We start from the raw sequence: 16,679 nt of genomic DNA, 5'->3' as shown, positions 1-16,679 counted from the left end.
GCTGAACCGGCAAACGGCAAAGGCCCGACGCGCTGCTCTGCGCTCCTGCCGCTGCGATTCCCCTATCCCGATTCCCGATTCCCCGCATCTCAGGCCTGCGTTCCGCCAACCGTGATGCCGTCGATCAACAGCGACGGTTGACCGACGCCGACCGGCACGCTCTGCCCGTCCTTGCCGCACACGCCCACGCCTTCATCCAATGCCAGGTCGTTGCCGATCATGCGCACCTTCTGCATGGTCTCCGGGCCGTTGCCGATCAGGGTGGCGCCCTTGACCGGCGCGGTGACCTTGCCGTCTTCGATCAGGTAGGCCTCGGTCGCGGAGAACACGTACTTGCCGCTGGTGATGTCGACCTGGCCGCCGCCGAAGTTCACCGCGTAGATGCCCTTCTTGACCGAGCGGATCATCTCTTCCGGGTCGTGCTGGCCGGCACGCATGTAGGTATTGGTCATGCGCGGCATGGTCAGGTGCGCGAACGATTCGCGGCGGCCGTTGCCGGTGGGCGCAACGCCCATCAGGCGCGCGTTGTGGCTGTCCTGCATGTAACCCACCAGCACGCCGTCTTCGATCAGCGTGGTGCACTGGCTGGGCGTGCCTTCGTCGTCGATATTGAGCGAGCCGCGACGGCCGTCCAGGGTGCCGTCATCGACGATGGTCACGCCCGGCGAGGCCACGCGCTCGCCGATGCGCCCGGCGTAGACGCTGGTGCCCTTGCGGTTGAAGTCGCCTTCCAGGCCGTGGCCCACCGCCTCGTGCAACAGCACGCCGGGCCAGCCCGGGCCGAGCACTACCGGCATCACCCCGGCCGGCGCCGGGATCGCATCCAGATTCACCAGCGCCTGGCGCAGCGCTTCGCGCGCGAAGCCTTCCGGGCGGCCGTCGGCGAACAGGTCGGCATAGCCATAGCGCCCGCCGCCGCCGGAATAACCGGATTCGCGCCGGCCGCCCTGTTCGACGATCACCTGCACGTTCAAGCGCACCAGCGGACGCACGTCCGCTGCCAGCACGCCATCGCTGCGGGCGATCAGCACCGTGTCCACGCCGCCGGACAGGCTCACCATCACCTGCTTGACGCGCGGGTCGGCAGCGCGCAGGAACTGGTCGATCCGGCGCAGCAGGTCCACCTTGGTGGCGCTGTCCATGTCGTCGATCGGGTCGGTGGCCGGGTACAGCGCACGGCCACTGCCGCGCACCAGTGAGCGGGTGGATTGCGCGCCGCCCTCGCGCGAGATCGCGCGCGCGGACTGTGCAGCTTCGAGCAGGGCATCGCGATGGATATCGTCGGAATAGGCGAAGCCGGTTTTCTCGCCGGCGATTGCGCGCACGCCCACGCCTTGCTCGATGGAGTGCGCACCGTCCTTGACGATGCCGTCTTCCACGCTCCAGCTCTCGCGCCGCGAATGCTGGAAATACAGATCGCCGAAGTCGATGCCCGGGCCCAGCAGGGCGCCGAAGGTGCGGTCGAGATGGCCGGCGTCCAGGCCGGAGGGAAGCAGCAGCCGGGTTTCGGCCAGAGTGAGAGCGTTATCGGTCATGCGGTCAGGATGGGGCCCGCGCGCCGGGGAGACAAGTCGTTCGGCTGAACATGCGGCGCAGCTATCATCGTCGGTCAGCTCTTCACCGATCGCCCGCGCATGAAGCTCATCGCCCACGTTCTGGACGGCCACACGCTGGACATCCGCCCTGCCCCGCACGAGCGCGCGTGGATGGACGCCACCGAACAACGCTACGCCTACCGTTGCCTGCCGCTGGCGATCGCCAACGCGCATGGCTGGGAGCTGCTGTGCCAGTCCGGCTTCGAGGCCAGCTGGGACGGCAGCAACGCGCTGGCGGCGATCACCATCAGCGCCGATGCAGACACGCAGGCACCGGCGATCAGCCACTTCGGCTATGGCGTGCTGACCTTCCACGTCCCGTGCCTGTTCCGCACCGACACCGGCATCGACCTGTTCGTCACCGGGCCCCTGAACCGGCCCAAGGACGGCATCGGCGCGCTGAGCGGCATGGTGGAAACCGACTGGAGCCCGCATACCTTCACCATGAACTGGCGCTTCACCCGGCCCGGGCGGGTGCGCTTCGAGGCGGGCGAACCGTTCTGTCATCTGTTCCCGCTGCAGCGACAGTTGATCGAGCAGGTGCAGCCGCAGTGGAAGCCGCTGTCCGAGGCGCCGCAGCTGGCGCAGCAACACGCCGACTGGACGCGGAGCCGCACGCGTTTTCTCGATGACCTGCCCGATGCGCAATCGGCCGCGGCGCGCGAGAAATGGCAGCGTGGCTACTTTCTTGGCGTGGCTGCACCCGCGCAGCCGCCAGTGCCGGGGCATCGGTCGCGACTGCGCTTGCCGATGTTTACCCGTGCCGGCAGCGAGGACACGCCCGCAGAGTGAGGCGGACGGACTCCGTCAGCGCTGCGTCGGATCGGTCTTGCCGGACTTGCCGGAGGGTGCGGCCGGTTTGCTCGGCGGCCGCTCGCGCGCCTCGCGCTCCACCACGTCCACCTGCGGGTCTTTCCACGGCCCGGTGACGTGATAGGTCTTGGCACCGATGGCACCGAGCGGTTTGCCGAGCACTGCGTTGGCCGCTGCGCCGACGGCGGCACCCACCGGGCCACCGGCAACCGCACCGACCACGGTCAGCAGGTTGCCGGCCTTGGGGTTCACGTCCACGGTCTGGTCGAAGGTCTGCGCGCGCAGGTCGGTCTGGCCGCGGATCGCGATGTCGGCGGCCGGGCCTTCGATGCGGATGGCATCGGTCCGCGCGAAGCCCTCGCCGAAGCGCACCTCGCCGGCCAGCTTGTTGAAGGCCAGCCCCTTGGAGAAGAAATCGCGGAAGTCGAACATCAACCGGCGCGGCAGCTGCGCCACGCTCAGCAGGCCGAGCACGCGACCGGCGCCCGGGTCCACTTCCAGCAACTGGCCGTTGCGCACATCGACCTTGAGGTTGCCGTCCAGCGAACCGAGCGCGAAACCGGTTGGTGAGCCCTGCCAGCCGGCATTGAGTTCCAGTTGCCCCTCACCGCCGCGCAGTTGGCCGCCCAGGGTGAGGTTCTGCAGCAGATTGCCCAGGTTGCGGCTGTCCACGCGCGCCGACAGGCGCGTGCTGGCCGCCTCGCCCTTGCCGCGCCAGGCCCCGGTGAGGCCGATGTTCTGATCGTCCGAGCGCAGCTGCAGCTGATCCACCTGCATGCCATCGGTGAGCCGGCTGCTGCGCAGGGTGGCCGCACCGAAGGTCATTTTGCCGATCTGCAGATCGTCGATATCCAATGCCAGCGGGGGGATCGACACCGGGTCGAATTCGGCCACTGCACGACGCGCGGGCTCCGGCAACGCGCCTGCCAATGGGTCGCCAGGTTCGGGCGCGGCCGGCTCGGCAGGCGCCTCCACCGGCTGCCAGTGCACGGTCTTCAACGTGCCCTGCACCGTTGCGCCGTCGGCATTGGGAACGGTGAGCTGGCCGGCCAGCGAGGGTCCGTCCAGCGTCACCGCCACGGTATCGCGGGTGGGGCGCAGACGCAGACGCGTCTGCGGGAACACCCCACCGATCATCAGCAACCGGTCTGCCTGCACATCCACCTGCTGCAACGGCATCGGGTCTTTGCTGGGCACGGCCGGCTGGCCGGGCAGCGGTGGCATGTCGGCGTCGCCGCTGCTGCCGCGCGCCAGGCTGATCCAGTCGATCGCATCCAGCGACGCAGCGCGGCCGGTGACCACCAGCCCGTTGGTGGGTGGCCGTTCGGTGACGGCGTCGGTGCCCATCACCACACGCACGCCGGTCTGCGCGCCATGGCTGCTGGCCTTGAGCGCCACCAGCTTGCCGAACCCCACATCGATGTCGCCATCGCCCAGCGGCAGCGCAACCTTGACCCGGGTATCCAGTGGCTCGCTGGCTGCCTTGTCCAATGGCGCGGGCAGATCCAGCGTGGTGCCGACCAGAGTGGAACGCAGCGTCAGTACCGCGTTCGCATCGGTCTGTCCCGGCGGCGGCAGCGGCACATCCACGCCCACCTGCCAGGGCGCACTGCCATGCACGTAAGGGCGCAGCCATTCCATCTGGGGTGCACGGTCGAACAGCTCCTTGGCATCCAGGGTGGCGCCAAGACGTGCTTCGAAGGCTTGCTTCGGGTCCTGCACCAACCCGCCAGCGCGCAACGACAATTCGCCGCTGCGGCCTTCGTGCTGCACGCTCAACCGCTCGGCGGCAAAGCCGGTGTCGCGATACTCGGCCTGCCCGCTGACCTGATCGAAGGCCAGATCCCAACGCGCGTCGGCCAGCTTGGCGCCCTGTAGAGCCACCGTGCCCTGCAGATGGCCACCGACGCCATGCGTCCGCAACGGACGCAGCAGGTCGAAGGTCACGGCGGCCGGCCCGGACACGGTGAGATTGCGCAAGGTGTCGCCATAGCGCCGCTCCAGCGGACTCTTGCGCAGCATGCCGAGCAATTGCGCCGCATCGGCCTGCGTGGAGGCGCGGACGTAGAGTTCGGAGGTGGCAAAGCTGGGAATGCCAGCTTCCAGCTGCGCGATCGGGGTACCGGCAAGATCGCCCTGCCCGTGCAGCGAGAAGCCGTTGCCGATGAAGCTCAGGTTGGCCTGGACCTGCTCCATCGCCGGCCAGTCCGGCTGGAAGCGGATCACGCCATCGCGGATCTGCCCGAACGCTTCGAAGCGCCCGTCGTTATTGTCGAAAGGCCAATCGTCCAGATCGCCGCTGACCAGGCCAGTGCCGCCGGTGACGGTACCGCCGGCGACGGCCATGTCGAGCCAGTCGATGGCGGCCTCGCTCATCTTGGAGCGGATCCAGAACTTGCGCGCCACCGGCAGCGCCACATCGTCCAGCTGGGCCGCCAGCTGCATGCGCGGGCGGCTGCCATCGCCCTGGAACCACAGCCCGCCACGCACGTTGGCGCCGTAGTCCTTGCCCTGCACACGCAGCGCCGGGGTGGCGACCTGCCAGCCAGCACCTTCGCGCCAGCCGACGATCTTGCCGGCCAGTTGGATCTCGTGCACCACGCCAAAGCCGGTCGGCCAATCGAAACGCAGCGTGGCGTCGGGCGCGGGGTCCAGCTCGACGCCCTGCGCATCGCCATCGATGGTGCCGCGCAGGCCACTGATGCCAGGCGCATTGCCCACCGGCAAAAACCCCAGCTCCTCGATCTGGCCCTGCGCGCGCAGTGCGCCGCCCGGCTCGCCGGCGACCTGCAGGTCGGCCATGCGCAGCTGCGGTTTGGACAGGCTCAGCCAGCGCCGCAAGGCCGGCGACAACTGCTCGCTCAGGGCGGCCGCTGCGATCAGGCCCGAGGCATCCACATGCCTGCCCATCACCGCGTAGCGGCGCCCGCCGGCAATGCTCAGCCCGTCCAGGCGCTGCAGTTGCGCCGCCTGGCCCAGGCGCAGTAGCGGCGCGTCCACGCGCCAGCCGCCATCGATGGCCTGCCAGCGCGCACGCGCCTGCAGCCGTTCCCAGGTGAGCGTGCGCCGCGCGGTCTCGTCCGGCAGCGCGGCCCCGGACAGGCGTAGCTGCTGCAGGTCGACATCCACGCTCACCGCAGCGATCCGGCGTGCGCGCAGTTGCGCCCAGGCCTGCAAGCGCCCCCCACCGCCATCCACGCGCATGCCGCCGAACTGCAGCAGCGATGCCCATGCGGACAGGTCGGCCGGGTCGGCTTGCACATAAGCGCTGCCGCCGCCGCTGTCGCGATCGAATTCCAGCACCGCCGTCAGCGGCGCGCGCTTGAGATCGATCCAGCTACGGCTGCCCACTTTCACGGTCGAGCCGCTGACGCGCAGGCGCAGGTCGATGCGCGGCAGCGTGGTGTCCAAGCCGATCGAAGGCGCGGCCACATGCAGGCGCGCTTCGGCCAGCTGGATCTCGCCAAGCCGGCGCAGCGCATCCAACGGATCGGAGTTCCCGCCGCTGGGCATGCCCTGGACCGACCACACACCGTCATCGCTACGCTGCAAGGTCAGCGCCAGGCCACGCAGGCGTATTTCGGTCAGCGAATGGCCCGGCAGCAACCCGGCGTACATCGCCAGCAGCACCTCGGCCTGGCCAATGCGCACCTCGCCGTGCCGACCGATGCGCAACCCATCCAGCCGCAGCAGCGGACCGCGCCGGGTCCATTCGGTTTGCAGCCGATCGAACGCAATCGGCTGACCGGCACGCTGGCTCAGCCACTGCGCAATCTGCTGCGGATGTTCCTCGGCCAACGGCAGCGCCTGGCTGGCCGCGCCCACCAACAACGCGACCGCCACCAGCGCAAGCGCGCAGGCAGTGATCGCATAGCGGCGAAACAGACGGAGACGGCGGCGCAGCGGGGTGGGCATTAACGGCTGGGAATGGGGAATGGGGAATAGGGAATCGTAAGAGCACCAGCGCAGGCGCACGACCGGTCAGCCGCCCGCCTGCGCAACGAAGTTGAAGTGATACCAAAGGTCCCGTGGAGCGGCTGTTGCTCCATACCCATTCCCCACTCCCGATTCCCCATTCCCGGCCTCACAGCAGCACCACATCGAACTGCTCCTGCAGGTACTGGTCGTCGGACTGGAAGCGGATGCTCTTGCCGAGGAACTCCTCCAGCTCGGCGACGGCTGCCGATTCCTCATCGGTGATGCGCGCGACCACCTTGGACGAGGCGATCACCAGCAGGCGCGCGGCATCGAACTGGCGCACGGCGCGGGTGATCTCGCGGAAGATTTCGTAGGTCACCGTTTCGGCGGTCTTGATGGTGCCTCTTCCGCCGCACTGGCCGCAGGTTTCCGAGAGCTGGCGCTCCAGGCTTTCGACGGTGCGCTTGCGGGTCATCTCCACCAGGCCCAACGGCGAGAACTCGTACACGGTGGTCTTGGCGTGATCGCGCGCCAGCGCTTTTTCCAGGGTGCGCAGCACCTGCCGGCGGTGCTCGGAGTCGTCCATGTCGATGAAGTCGATGATGATGATGCCGCCCAGGTTGCGCAGGCGCAGTTGCCGCGCCACCGCCTGCGCGGCTTCCAGGTTGGTGCGGAAGACGGTTTCTTCGAGATTGCGCTGACCGACGAACGAACCGGTGTTCACGTCGATGGTGGTCATCGCCTCGGTCTGGTCGATCACCAGATAGCCGCCGGATTTGAGCGGCACCTGCTTGTTCAGCGCGCGCCCGATCTCGTCTTCGACGCCGTACAGGTCGAAGATCGGGCGGTCGCCGGTGTACAGCTCCAGCCGCTCGGCCAGCACCGGCATGTACTTGGCCACGAAGGCCTGCAGTTGCACGAAGGTCTCGTTGGAATCGACCTTGACCTTTTCCACGTCGCGGCGGATCAGGTCGCGCACCGCACGCAGCGGCAAGCTCAGGTCTTCGTAGATGATGCTGCACGGCGGCGCTTCGCGGCCGCGGCGCTCCACCACGTTCCAGACCCGCGACAGGTAGGCGATGTCCTCGGCCAGTGCCTCGGCCGGCTGGCCTTCGGCATTGGTGCGGATGATGTAGCCGAAGCCGCCATGCTGGGCCGAGACCTCGCTGACGATGGTCTTCAGGCGCAGCCGCTCGGCTTCGTCTTCGATGCGCGCCGACACCCCAACGACCTTGGACTGCGGCAGCAGCACCAGATAACGCGAAGGAATGCTGATCTGGGTGGTCAACCGCGCACCCTTGGTGCCGATCGGATCCTTGACCACCTGCACCACGATCTCCTGGCCGTCGCGCAGCAGCTCCACGATCGGCACCGACGCCGGCGGCGGCGGCGGGATCGGGGTCTCTTCGGTATCGACCACGCTGGCCGGCGCCGGCGCCAGACGGACCACGTCGTTGGCGTGCAGGAACGCGGCGCGCTCCAGCCCCACTTCGACGAAGGCAGCCTGCATGCCCGGCATCACCCGCTGCACCTTGCCCTTGTAGATATTGCCCACCACGCCCCGCCGCCAGCCGCGCTCGATATGCAACTCCTGCAGCATGCCGTTCTCGATCACCGCCACACGGGTCTCGCGCGGGGTGACGTTGACCAAAATCTCTTCCGACATCAATGCGCTCCGAAGGCTGTGAGCAACTGCGAGGTGTGGTACAGCGGCAATCCCATCACGCCGGAATAGCTTCCGGACAGATGGCGGATGAAGCGCTCGGCGCGGCCCTGGATCGCATAGGCGCCAGCCTTGCCCATCGGCTCGCCGCAGGCGGCGTAGGCGGCGATCTTCGCATCATCGAGGGTGTCGAAGGCGACCTCCGACACCACCAATGCCTGCGCCGGCGCGCGCTGTGCGCAGACTAGAACCACCGCCGTGAGCACCTGGTGGGTGCGACCGGACAACTCACGCAGCATGGCGATGGCATCGTCCACGTCGACCGGTTTGCCGAACACCCGCTCGCCCAGCACCACTTCGGTATCGGAACCCAGCACGATGGCGTCGGGGTCGGCGGCCTGTACCAGCGCCAGCCCGGCGTGGGCCTTCTCCAACGCGACGCGCTGCACGTACTGGTCGGGCGATTCATCGGCTGCGCGCAACTCGGGCACATCCAGTTGCAATGTCTGGAACGGCACATCCAGGCGTTGCAGGAGTTCTTGCCGGCGCGGCGAACGGGAAGCGAGATAGAGCATCCGTCCAGCATACCTGTTGCCCGCACTCGCCCGCTTGCCTGGTGAACGCACACACCGTTGCCGACGGCGTGGCCGTGCTCGACTCACAACATATTCATCGACCTGCCAACACGCTCGCCACACAGACAAGGAGATCTCATGCGTACCCATCTCAAGCCGTTGTTGCTGGCCCTGTCCATCGCTGCCGGAACCGCCATGACTGCCCACGCCCAACCTGCGTCGAGCTATACCATTCCCAGCGACGGCACCCTGCTCAACGTGTCGGCCGAGGCCGAGGCCAAGCGTGTGCCGGACATCGCCACGCTGTCTGCCGGGGTGGTCACCCAGGCCGCCGACGGCAATGCCGCCATGCGCCAGAATGCCGAGCAGATGAGCAAGGTCATGGCCGCCGTCAAGGCCGCCGGCATCGCCGACAAAGACGTGCAGACCAGCGGCATCAATCTGAGCCCGCAGTACACCTACAAAGAGAACGAAGCGCCCAAGATCAACGGCTACCAGGCCAGCAACACGGTCAGCCTCAAGGTGCGCGACATCACGCGCCTGGGCAAGGTGCTGGACGCCCTGGTCGCGCAAGGCGCCAACGACATCAACGGCCCCAGTTTTTCGATCGACCAACCCGAGCCGGTCTACGATGAAGCCCGCGTTGCCGCACTGAAGAAGGCCCAGGCGCGCGCCGACGCTTATGCGAAATCGCTTGGGCTGAAGGTGCGCCGCATCGTCAGCATCTCCGAGGGCCGCAGCGGCGGCGCGGTTCGCCCGATGATGATGGCCGCCTCGATGCGCTCGGCAAAGGCCGAGATGGACACCCCGGTCGCCCCCGGCGAGAGCACCTTGTCGATCAACCTGGATGTGACGTTCGAACTGGGGCGTTGACAGGGTAGCCCCACCCTCAAGCCTCACGTGTTGCGTTTGCATTGCCCTCTTCGGAGGGCAATGTCGTTTGCACGCTTGGTAGAGCGCACCTCACTTCTGGCCGCCGCCAGTCGATGGTGGTTGCCAGTGACTGGGAGCGAGCCAGATTTCCCCTAAGAAACAAAAAGATTGCCTGGCTGCAAGTGCCCTGAGTCATGAGGACCTGGTCTGAATACGCGTTTTTAGCTGTTTGTGCTTAAAAAAACATGAAATTTAGCGAAATTATTCTTTAAGCAGGCGCGACCGCTCTCTAGCATCGGTTGTCAGCGCACCGTCATCTTCGTGACGGCGCCCATCTGGAGAGCGATAGAGATGACCAGCCACGCCGCGCGGCAACGCCGCCCGTTTCGTTCCACGTCGCCTGCGCGCTATGGCCGCATCAGCATGCTTGCGCTTGCCCTGAGCGGCGCCGTGGGCATGCTCGCCACCGGCACTGCGGCCGCGCAAAGCACGACCGCCGGCATCTACGGAAGCGCGCCGGCCAGTGCAGGCGCCACGGTCACCGCGCAGAGCGACACCGGTTTGACGCGCACTGCAACCGTCGATGCCAATGGCCGTTATGCCATCGGCAACCTTCCGGTGGGCACCTACACCGTCACCCTGCAGCGCGAAGGCCAGGCCGCCGAGACCCGCAAGAACATCGCGCTGCGCGTCGGCGCCGGCACCGATGTGTCCTTCGGCAGCAGCAATGCGTCCGACGACACTGCCACCCTGGGCACCATCACGGTGACCGGCAAGAACATCTCGCCGGTGGACGTCTCCGCCACTGCTTCACGCACCGTCATCACGGCCGAGCAATTGCAACGCCTGCCGCTGGCGCGCTCGGGCGAAGCGATCGCGCTGTTGTCGCCCGGCGCGGTGCAAGGCAGCGGCTATTTCGGCAACGCCATTTCCTTCGGCGGCGCCGGCGTTACCGAAAACGCCTACTACCTCAATGGCTATCTCAGCTCCAATCCGCTGACCAACATCGGCGGTGTCACCCTGCCGTTTGGTGCCATCGATCAGCAGGAAACGTATACCGGCGGCTATAGCGCCCGCTACGGCCGCTCGGCCGGTGGCGTGCTCAGCCAGGTCGGCAAGCGTGGCACCAACGAGTGGCATTTTGGCGCGCAGGCCTTGTGGCGTCCGAGGTCGCTGTCCAGCGACTACAAAAATGTCTTCTACCCCGATACCGCACCGCCTGCCGGCTATGAGTACAGCGACGAAAGCCTGCCAGGCACGCTCTACCGCAGCCGAAAGGACGACACCTTCTGGAACACGGTCTACAGCGTCTACGCTGGCGGCCCGCTGGTCGAAGACCGCCTGTTCGTGTTCGTTGCCGCAGAGCAGGAACGCACCGAAGGCGTTTCCACTGCACGCAGGGACGACCCGGTCATCGGTCGCAACAACTATCGCATTGATGAGCCGAAGGTCTACGCCAAGATCGACTGGAACATCAACGACAGCAATATTCTCGAACTGACCGGCGTCAAGAACAATTCTCGCGAAGGCGGTGCGTATACCGATTTCAACGGATACCCGGACGTTGTCAGCGACGCCAACGGCGCATTCGCCGATACGGTCAAGGTCAACGACCGCTACTACATCGGCAAGTACACCAGCTATATCACCGACGATCTGACACTGAGCGCCACTTACGGCAAGAGCCGCCAGACCGACTTCCGCAACAACCCCAGCACCGCACCGCTGCTGACCAACACGAATCTGCAGGACCCGGCCATCACCGGTGGCAGCGAGATCCGCAACAACCAGACCTCCAGCCAGGCACGCGACGGCGAAAACAAGACGCGCGGCCTGCGCATCGATCTGGAATACGTGCTGGGCAGCCACACACTGACCGCAGGCGTGGACAACATGTATTTCAATGCCAACAACGAGGGCGTCATCACCACGGGTCCAGGCTACCGCTGGATCTATGGCCGCTCTTCCCGCCCCACCTCGCCCATCAGCGCTGCACTGGGCGTGGGTCCGGCCGGTGGCAACGGCTACTACGTGTATCGCTCGGTGTTCAATACGGCGACCAGCATGTCAGTCGCGCAGAAGGCTTACTTCCTCGAGGACAAGTGGCAAGTCAACGACAAGCTGCTGCTGACATTGGGTATCCGCAACGACAAGTTCACCAACTTCAACGATGCGGGCGAGGCTTACGTGACCAGTGGCGACCAATGGGCGCCGCGCCTGGGACTGAGCTGGGATGTGTTCGGCGACTCGTCGCTGAAGGTGTACGGCAACGCAGGTCGCTATTACCTGGCGTTGCCCAACAGCGTGGCCATCCGTGGCGCATCGCCGTCCACTTTCACGCGCGAATACTTCACCTACTCCGGCATCGATGCGCAAGGCAGCCCGACCGGGCTGACGCCGGTCGCAGTGGATCCATCCGCCGGGTTCTCCTGTTCGGGCAACATCGTGTCGTCCAATCTGGAATGCGGCCAGGCACCGGATGCCGCCGGCATCGCCGCCACCGACCTGAAGTCGATGTACCAGGACGAGTTCATGCTTGGCTTCGACAAGACCTTGGGCGAGAGTTGGGTCACCGGCGCCAAGGCCACCTATCGCACGCTCGGCGCCACCATCGACGACGTCTGCGATGCGGACCGCATGCGGACAAAGTTGACGGCATCGGGCGTCGACCCGAGCACCGTCAACGTGCCCGGTTGCATCATCTTCAATCCCGGCGAAACCAATTCCTTCAGCCTCGCCAATCTCGATGGCTCGGGCCGCACCTCGGTGACGATGTCGCCGTCGGACTGGGGCTTCGACAAGAAGGCCAAGCGCACGTACCTGGCGGTGGACCTGTTCCTGCAGCATCCATTCGACGGCAAGTGGGAAGGCCGTATCGACTACACCTGGTCGCGCAACTTCGGCAATACCGAGGGCCAGGTGAAATCCGATATCGGGCAGACCGATGTGTCCAAGACCCAGGATTGGGACGCTGCTGCGCTGATGTGGTACTCGGGCGGGTATCTGGCCAACGATCGCCGCCATCAGATCAAGCTTTACGGCTCCTATCAGATCGCACCCGAATGGCTGATCGCGGGCAATATCCGCATCCTGTCCGGCACCCCGAAATCCTGCCTGGGATATGTGAGCATCAACGGCATCAGCGAAGATTCCGATGCCGGCGATCCGGTGGGCTATGGTTCTTCGTACCACACCTGCAATGGCCAACCGTCGCGTCCGGGCGATGCGGGCCGGTTGCCGTGGACCAAGATCGTCGACCTGGGCCTGACCTATCGCCCGGCGTTCGCGGACAACAAGCTCGCCATGACCTTGCAGGCCTTCAACATCTTCAACGAACGCAAGCCGCTGCAGGTGGATTCGACCTGGGAGGATAGTGCCTTCACGCTGTCCAATACCTACGGAATGGGGCTTTATTTCACCCAGCCGCGTTACGCCATGTTCTCCGTGTCGTACGACTACTGACGCACTCTCCCGTCAGCGTCGCTTCCCCAGCCCTGCAAAGGGCTGGGCTTTTCTTGCATCCACGCCCAGCTTCGGCTGGGCGTTTCGTTTGCGCGGATGATTGCCGCGGCTGACCCATGCGACACGCGTGAGCGGCGAGGTATCGCCGAGCACTACTAAGGATGACGCGTGCCGCGTTGACGGTTCGGCGCAGCCACGCAATCTTGCGTGGCGCTTGTGCGGTCGTTACCGCTGCGGTAAACCTACGCTACCGGATAGTGATGTGCGTCCGGGTCGCGCTGGTCCTTTCCGCAGTTCCGTTCTGGAGGTGGATGATGGTTCGCACGCAATCGCAGGTTTCTTCCCGTCCCCTTGGCATCGACCCCTCGCGCGTTCTGGCGATGAGCACGGCCGTGGCATTGCACCTCCTGGCGGGCGGGTTGATGTTGATTCCGCTCTCGCACCGGGCCATTCCACAGCAGACCGCGCCAAAAGAGCGCTGGCTCATGCCGGTCAGCATCCCGACGCCACCACCACCGCTGGCGTTTCCAGTCGAAGTAACGTTCACGCCGAAAACGCATTCACCGACCAAGTCGCTCCCGCTGCCGGTACAGACTCCGGTGGTCAGTGAAACATCCCTGGTCGACAGCGCACCGTCTGCCGTTGCCGCAACGGTCTCCGACGTCGTTGCAGACAGTGCCCCGACGACCACCGCACCCAGTGGACCGATCGAAGCAGGTCGATTGCAGTATCTGAGTTCGCCAGCGCCGAGCTATCCGGCGGCCGCACTGCGCGCCGGTCAGCAAGGCACGGTCCTGCTGCGCGTCCTGGTCGGCACCGATGGGCGTCCGGCCGAAGTCAGCGTGCAGACCAGCAGTGGTCATCGCATGCTCGACCTGGCCGCGCGTAGCCAGGTGCTGCGCAACTGGCGCTTCCAGCCGGCGATGCAGAACGGTCAGGCCGTGCAGGCCTATGGTCTGGTGCCGGTGAGTTTCTCGCTGAATTGAGCGGCGACCGGATGCGGCGGCCTGCAACCGCAGCCGCCGCATCGATATGGCGCTGCACACACGTTTCGTCAGCCGCTCTTATGCGCGGTGATACGGATGGTTGGCCAGCATCGCCGCGGCGCGATACAGCTGCTCGGCGACGATCAGGCGCACCAGCATGTGCGGCAGGGTGAGTGGGCCGATCGACCAGCTTTCGCTGGCGCTCTTGAGCACCTCTGCCGCGTGGCCTTCCGGGCCGCCGATGAGAAACGCCAGGTCGCGGCCCTGCCCGCGCCAATGCTCCATGCGCTGGGCGAGCTGTTCGGAACTGAGCGGGCGCCCCGGCACATCAAGCGCCACCACGTAGGCGTTTTTCGGCAGCGCGGCGAGCACGCGGCGGCCTTCGTCGTCGGTCGCGCGCTGCGCATCGCGGCCCTTGCCGCGCAGGCCGGGTTCGATCTCGACCAGCTCCAGCGGCATCCAGTGCGAAAGACGCTTTTGATATTCGGCAAAACCTTGCGCCACCCAGCTCGGTGCGCGCTCGCCGGTAGCGATGAGTCGGCATTTCATGGCGACATGATATCCGCGTCACAGCCCGGGCAGCCCGCGGCGATTTGTCACTGCGTGTCATGGCGTGGTTACAGCTGGCAATTAGTGTCGCCCGACCACCCAGCCACGCAGGAGTCGTTCGATGCCGATTTTCGATCCCGCCCGCCGCCAGGTTCTCAAGGGCAGTGCTGCCGTCATGGCCGCCGGCGCCCTTGGCAGCTTGAGCGCGTTGCAGTCGCGCCAGGCCCAGGCCGCCACCTCGCCCTCCACGCAACTTGCACCGGTCCCGAGCCGGTACGGCCCACTCGCCCCGGTCGCCGACCAGAGCACCGGTTTGCCGCTGCTGCAGCTGCCACAGGGTTTCAGCTATCGCTCGTTCGGCTGGAGCGGCGACCGCATGGACGACGGCCAGCCCTGCCCCGACCGACATGACGGCATGGCCGTGGTCGGCCTGCGCCGACCCGACTGGCGTCCCGGCAGCGACCCGTTGCGCGGCCTGGAATACGTGCTGATCCGCAACCACGAACGCGGCGCAGGCAGCCCGTTCCGCGCCCCGGCGATGTACGACACCGGCATCGTCAGCGGTACTCAGCAGGCCGGCGGCGGCACCACCACGCTCAGTTATGGCCGGCGCGGCTGGGGCAGCCTGGAGCCGAGCCTGGGCGGCACGCTGGTCAACTGCGCCGGCGGCCCTACGCCATGGGGCACCTGGCTGAGCTGCGAAGAGATCAAGACCAATGCGGTCTCCAGCACCGGCCGCAAGCATGGCTATGTGTTCGAGGTGGACCCGGACAGCCACCGCACCACCGGCCGCCCGCTGGTGGGACTTGGCCGTTTCAGCCACGAAGCGGTGGCGGTCGATCCGCGCACCGGTATCGTCTATCTCACCGAAGACGACCGCAACAAGGCCGGCCTGTACCGCTTCATTCCCAACGACCGCCGCGGCCGTCATGGTTCACTGGAAAACGGCGGCCGCCTGCAGGCCGCGCGCGTGCGTGGACGCCGCAATGCCGACCTCACCGTGGCCGGCATCGGCCAGCAATTCCAGCTCGAATGGGTGGATATCTCCGAGCCCGACCTGGACAGCATCGCCGCGCCGGCCGGCTTTGCCGATATCGGCGCCAACGACACCCTGAGCGGCCCGTTCGCACAGGCCTGGGCCGATGGCGCGCTGCGCATGAGCCGCGGCGAAGGCATCTGGTACAGCTACGGCAAGATGTTCATCGTCGACACCAGCACCGGCGTGGATGCGCAGGGTCGTCGCGGTTACGGCAACGGTGCGGTGTGGGTGCTGGACCTGTTTACCCAACGCCTGAGCGCGCTGTTCGTCAGCGGCAATCAGCTGGCCGCGCACAATCCGGACAATGTGACGGTGAGTGCGCGCGGCGGCGTGGTGTTGTGCGAAGACGGCGGCGAAAGCCCGGACGAATACGGCCCTGGCGCGCGTCTGCTCGGCCTGACGCGCAACGGCCAGTCGTTCTATCTGGCCAAGAACAACGTGCAGCTGACCTCACAGCAGATTGCCGATGCCGGCAAGACCATTGCCGAAGGCGACTACCGCGACACCGAGTTCTGCGGCGCGTGCTGGGACCCGTTGGCGCGTACCTTGTTCGTCAACATCCAGACGCCGGGCATCACCCTGGCCATTACTGGACCGTGGGAACGCGGCCCGCTGTAAGTGGGGGCGCTGCGCGCCGGCGGTGCGCATGTTCCGAACGGCGCGTGGCTCAGGAATGCACGACGCCGGCCGATTGCGCAGTGAACGTCCCAAACGATAACGGCGCCCAAGGGCGCCGTTATTGACTCTGCACGCCTGCGGCGCGCCTGCGCAGACTCAGCGCAGTTCGTCGGACTCGTCTTCGTCGGACGGACGTTGATCGCCCACGGTCCACAGACGCTCCAGCGCATAGAACTCGCGCACGCGCGGCAGCATCACATGCACCACCACATCGCCCAGGTCGACCAGCACCCATTCGGCTTCGCGCTCGCCTTCCACGCCCAGCGGCATCACGTCCAGGCGCTTGGCGAACTTGACCACTTCGTCGGCGATCGACTTGACGTGGCGGGTCGAGGTGCCGGAGACCACCACCATGTAGTCGCAGACGCTGGACTTGCCGCGCACATCGATCTCGACCACGTCCTTGGCTTTGAGTTCTTCGACAGCCTCGCGCACGGTCGCCAACAGGGCCGGCACGGATGGCGGCGGGTTCGGGAGGGAGGTCTTGATGACTTGGGCTTGGCTGGTCAAAGCGGCAACTCGATGGAA

General features: G+C 66.3%; 11 protein-coding genes. 5 read left to right on the top strand and 6 right to left on the bottom strand.

Translation table 11 applies throughout. The annotated features are described in order from the left end of the window. Nucleotides 1-89 precede the first annotated feature (89 nt). Nucleotides 90-1,535: a metalloprotease TldD gene (tldD, locus tag EO156_RS19815; RefSeq protein ID WP_003486839.1), complete on the bottom strand. Its 1,446-nt coding sequence runs from the start codon at nucleotides 1,533-1,535 to the stop codon at nucleotides 90-92. A gap of 99 nt (nucleotides 1,536-1,634) precedes the next feature. Between tldD and EO156_RS19810 the strand changes: the two genes are divergently transcribed. Then, the gene (locus tag EO156_RS19810) at nucleotides 1,635-2,387 is read left to right on the top strand and encodes a DUF6065 family protein (RefSeq protein WP_005912956.1); all 753 of its coding nucleotides are present in this window, start codon (nucleotides 1,635-1,637) and stop codon (nucleotides 2,385-2,387) included. 15 nt (nucleotides 2,388-2,402) lie between these two features. Here the strand turns inward: EO156_RS19810 and EO156_RS19805 are convergent, their stop codons facing one another. From EO156_RS19805 to EO156_RS19795, 3 genes are all read right to left on the bottom strand, one after another. Further along, entirely contained in the window at nucleotides 2,403-6,323 is a 3,921-nt protein-coding gene (locus EO156_RS19805) for a YhdP family protein (RefSeq protein ID WP_029829214.1), read from the bottom strand. 169 nt (nucleotides 6,324-6,492) lie between these two features. Next, nucleotides 6,493-7,992, bottom strand: a complete 1,500-nt coding sequence (gene rng, locus EO156_RS19800) for a ribonuclease G (RefSeq protein WP_003486835.1) — start codon at nucleotides 7,990-7,992, stop codon at nucleotides 6,493-6,495. Continuing rightward, a complete protein-coding gene (locus EO156_RS19795) occupies nucleotides 7,992-8,564 on the bottom strand; it encodes a Maf-like protein (protein WP_016850257.1) in 573 nt (190 codons plus the stop codon). Before EO156_RS19795 ends, rng begins: the two co-directional genes overlap by 1 nt. 138 nt (nucleotides 8,565-8,702) lie before the next feature. Here EO156_RS19795 and EO156_RS19790 point away from each other — a divergent pair, with 138 nt between their 5' ends. The 3 genes from EO156_RS19790 to EO156_RS19780 all read left to right on the top strand — a co-directional run bounded on the left by EO156_RS19790 (nucleotide 8,703) and on the right by EO156_RS19780 (nucleotide 13,885). Continuing rightward, nucleotides 8,703-9,437: an SIMPL domain-containing protein gene (locus tag EO156_RS19790; protein WP_016850256.1), complete on the top strand. Its 735-nt coding sequence runs from the start codon at nucleotides 8,703-8,705 to the stop codon at nucleotides 9,435-9,437. Nucleotides 9,438-9,788: 351 nt separating this feature from the next. Beyond that, on the top strand, nucleotides 9,789-12,899 hold the full coding sequence (locus EO156_RS19785) for a TonB-dependent receptor (protein WP_003486829.1): 3,111 nt from the start codon (nucleotides 9,789-9,791) through the stop codon (nucleotides 12,897-12,899). Nucleotides 12,900-13,279: 380 nt separating this feature from the next. After that, the gene (locus EO156_RS19780; RefSeq protein WP_016850255.1) at nucleotides 13,280-13,885 is read left to right on the top strand and encodes an energy transducer TonB; all 606 of its coding nucleotides are present in this window, start codon (nucleotides 13,280-13,282) and stop codon (nucleotides 13,883-13,885) included. Between the two features lie 78 nt (nucleotides 13,886-13,963). On the opposite strand, the gene rlmH is transcribed toward EO156_RS19780, so the two are convergent. Continuing rightward, nucleotides 13,964-14,434 carry a 23S rRNA (pseudouridine(1915)-N(3))-methyltransferase RlmH gene (gene rlmH, locus EO156_RS19775; protein ID WP_003486825.1) on the bottom strand — a complete coding sequence of 157 codons (471 nt, stop codon included), beginning with the start codon at nucleotides 14,432-14,434 and terminating at the stop codon, nucleotides 13,964-13,966. A 121-nt stretch (nucleotides 14,435-14,555) separates the two neighbouring features. On the opposite strand from rlmH, the gene EO156_RS19770 reads away from it, so the two are divergent. Next, nucleotides 14,556-16,091, top strand: a complete 1,536-nt coding sequence (locus EO156_RS19770) for an alkaline phosphatase PhoX (RefSeq protein ID WP_016850254.1) — start codon at nucleotides 14,556-14,558, stop codon at nucleotides 16,089-16,091. Nucleotides 16,092-16,247: 156 nt separating this feature from the next. Here EO156_RS19770 and rsfS read toward each other — a convergent pair whose 3' ends face one another. Then, complete coding sequence (gene rsfS / locus EO156_RS19765; protein WP_005912943.1) at nucleotides 16,248-16,661, bottom strand: ribosome silencing factor; 414 nt, start codon at nucleotides 16,659-16,661, stop codon at nucleotides 16,248-16,250. Nucleotides 16,662-16,679: the final 18 nt, after the last annotated feature.

It is taken from the genome of Xanthomonas sp. DAR33341 (assembly GCF_003992815.1).
Taxonomy (GTDB): domain Bacteria; phylum Pseudomonadota; class Gammaproteobacteria; order Xanthomonadales; family Xanthomonadaceae; genus Xanthomonas; species Xanthomonas cissicola.
This window is presented reverse-complemented; position numbering and strand designations above follow the sequence as displayed.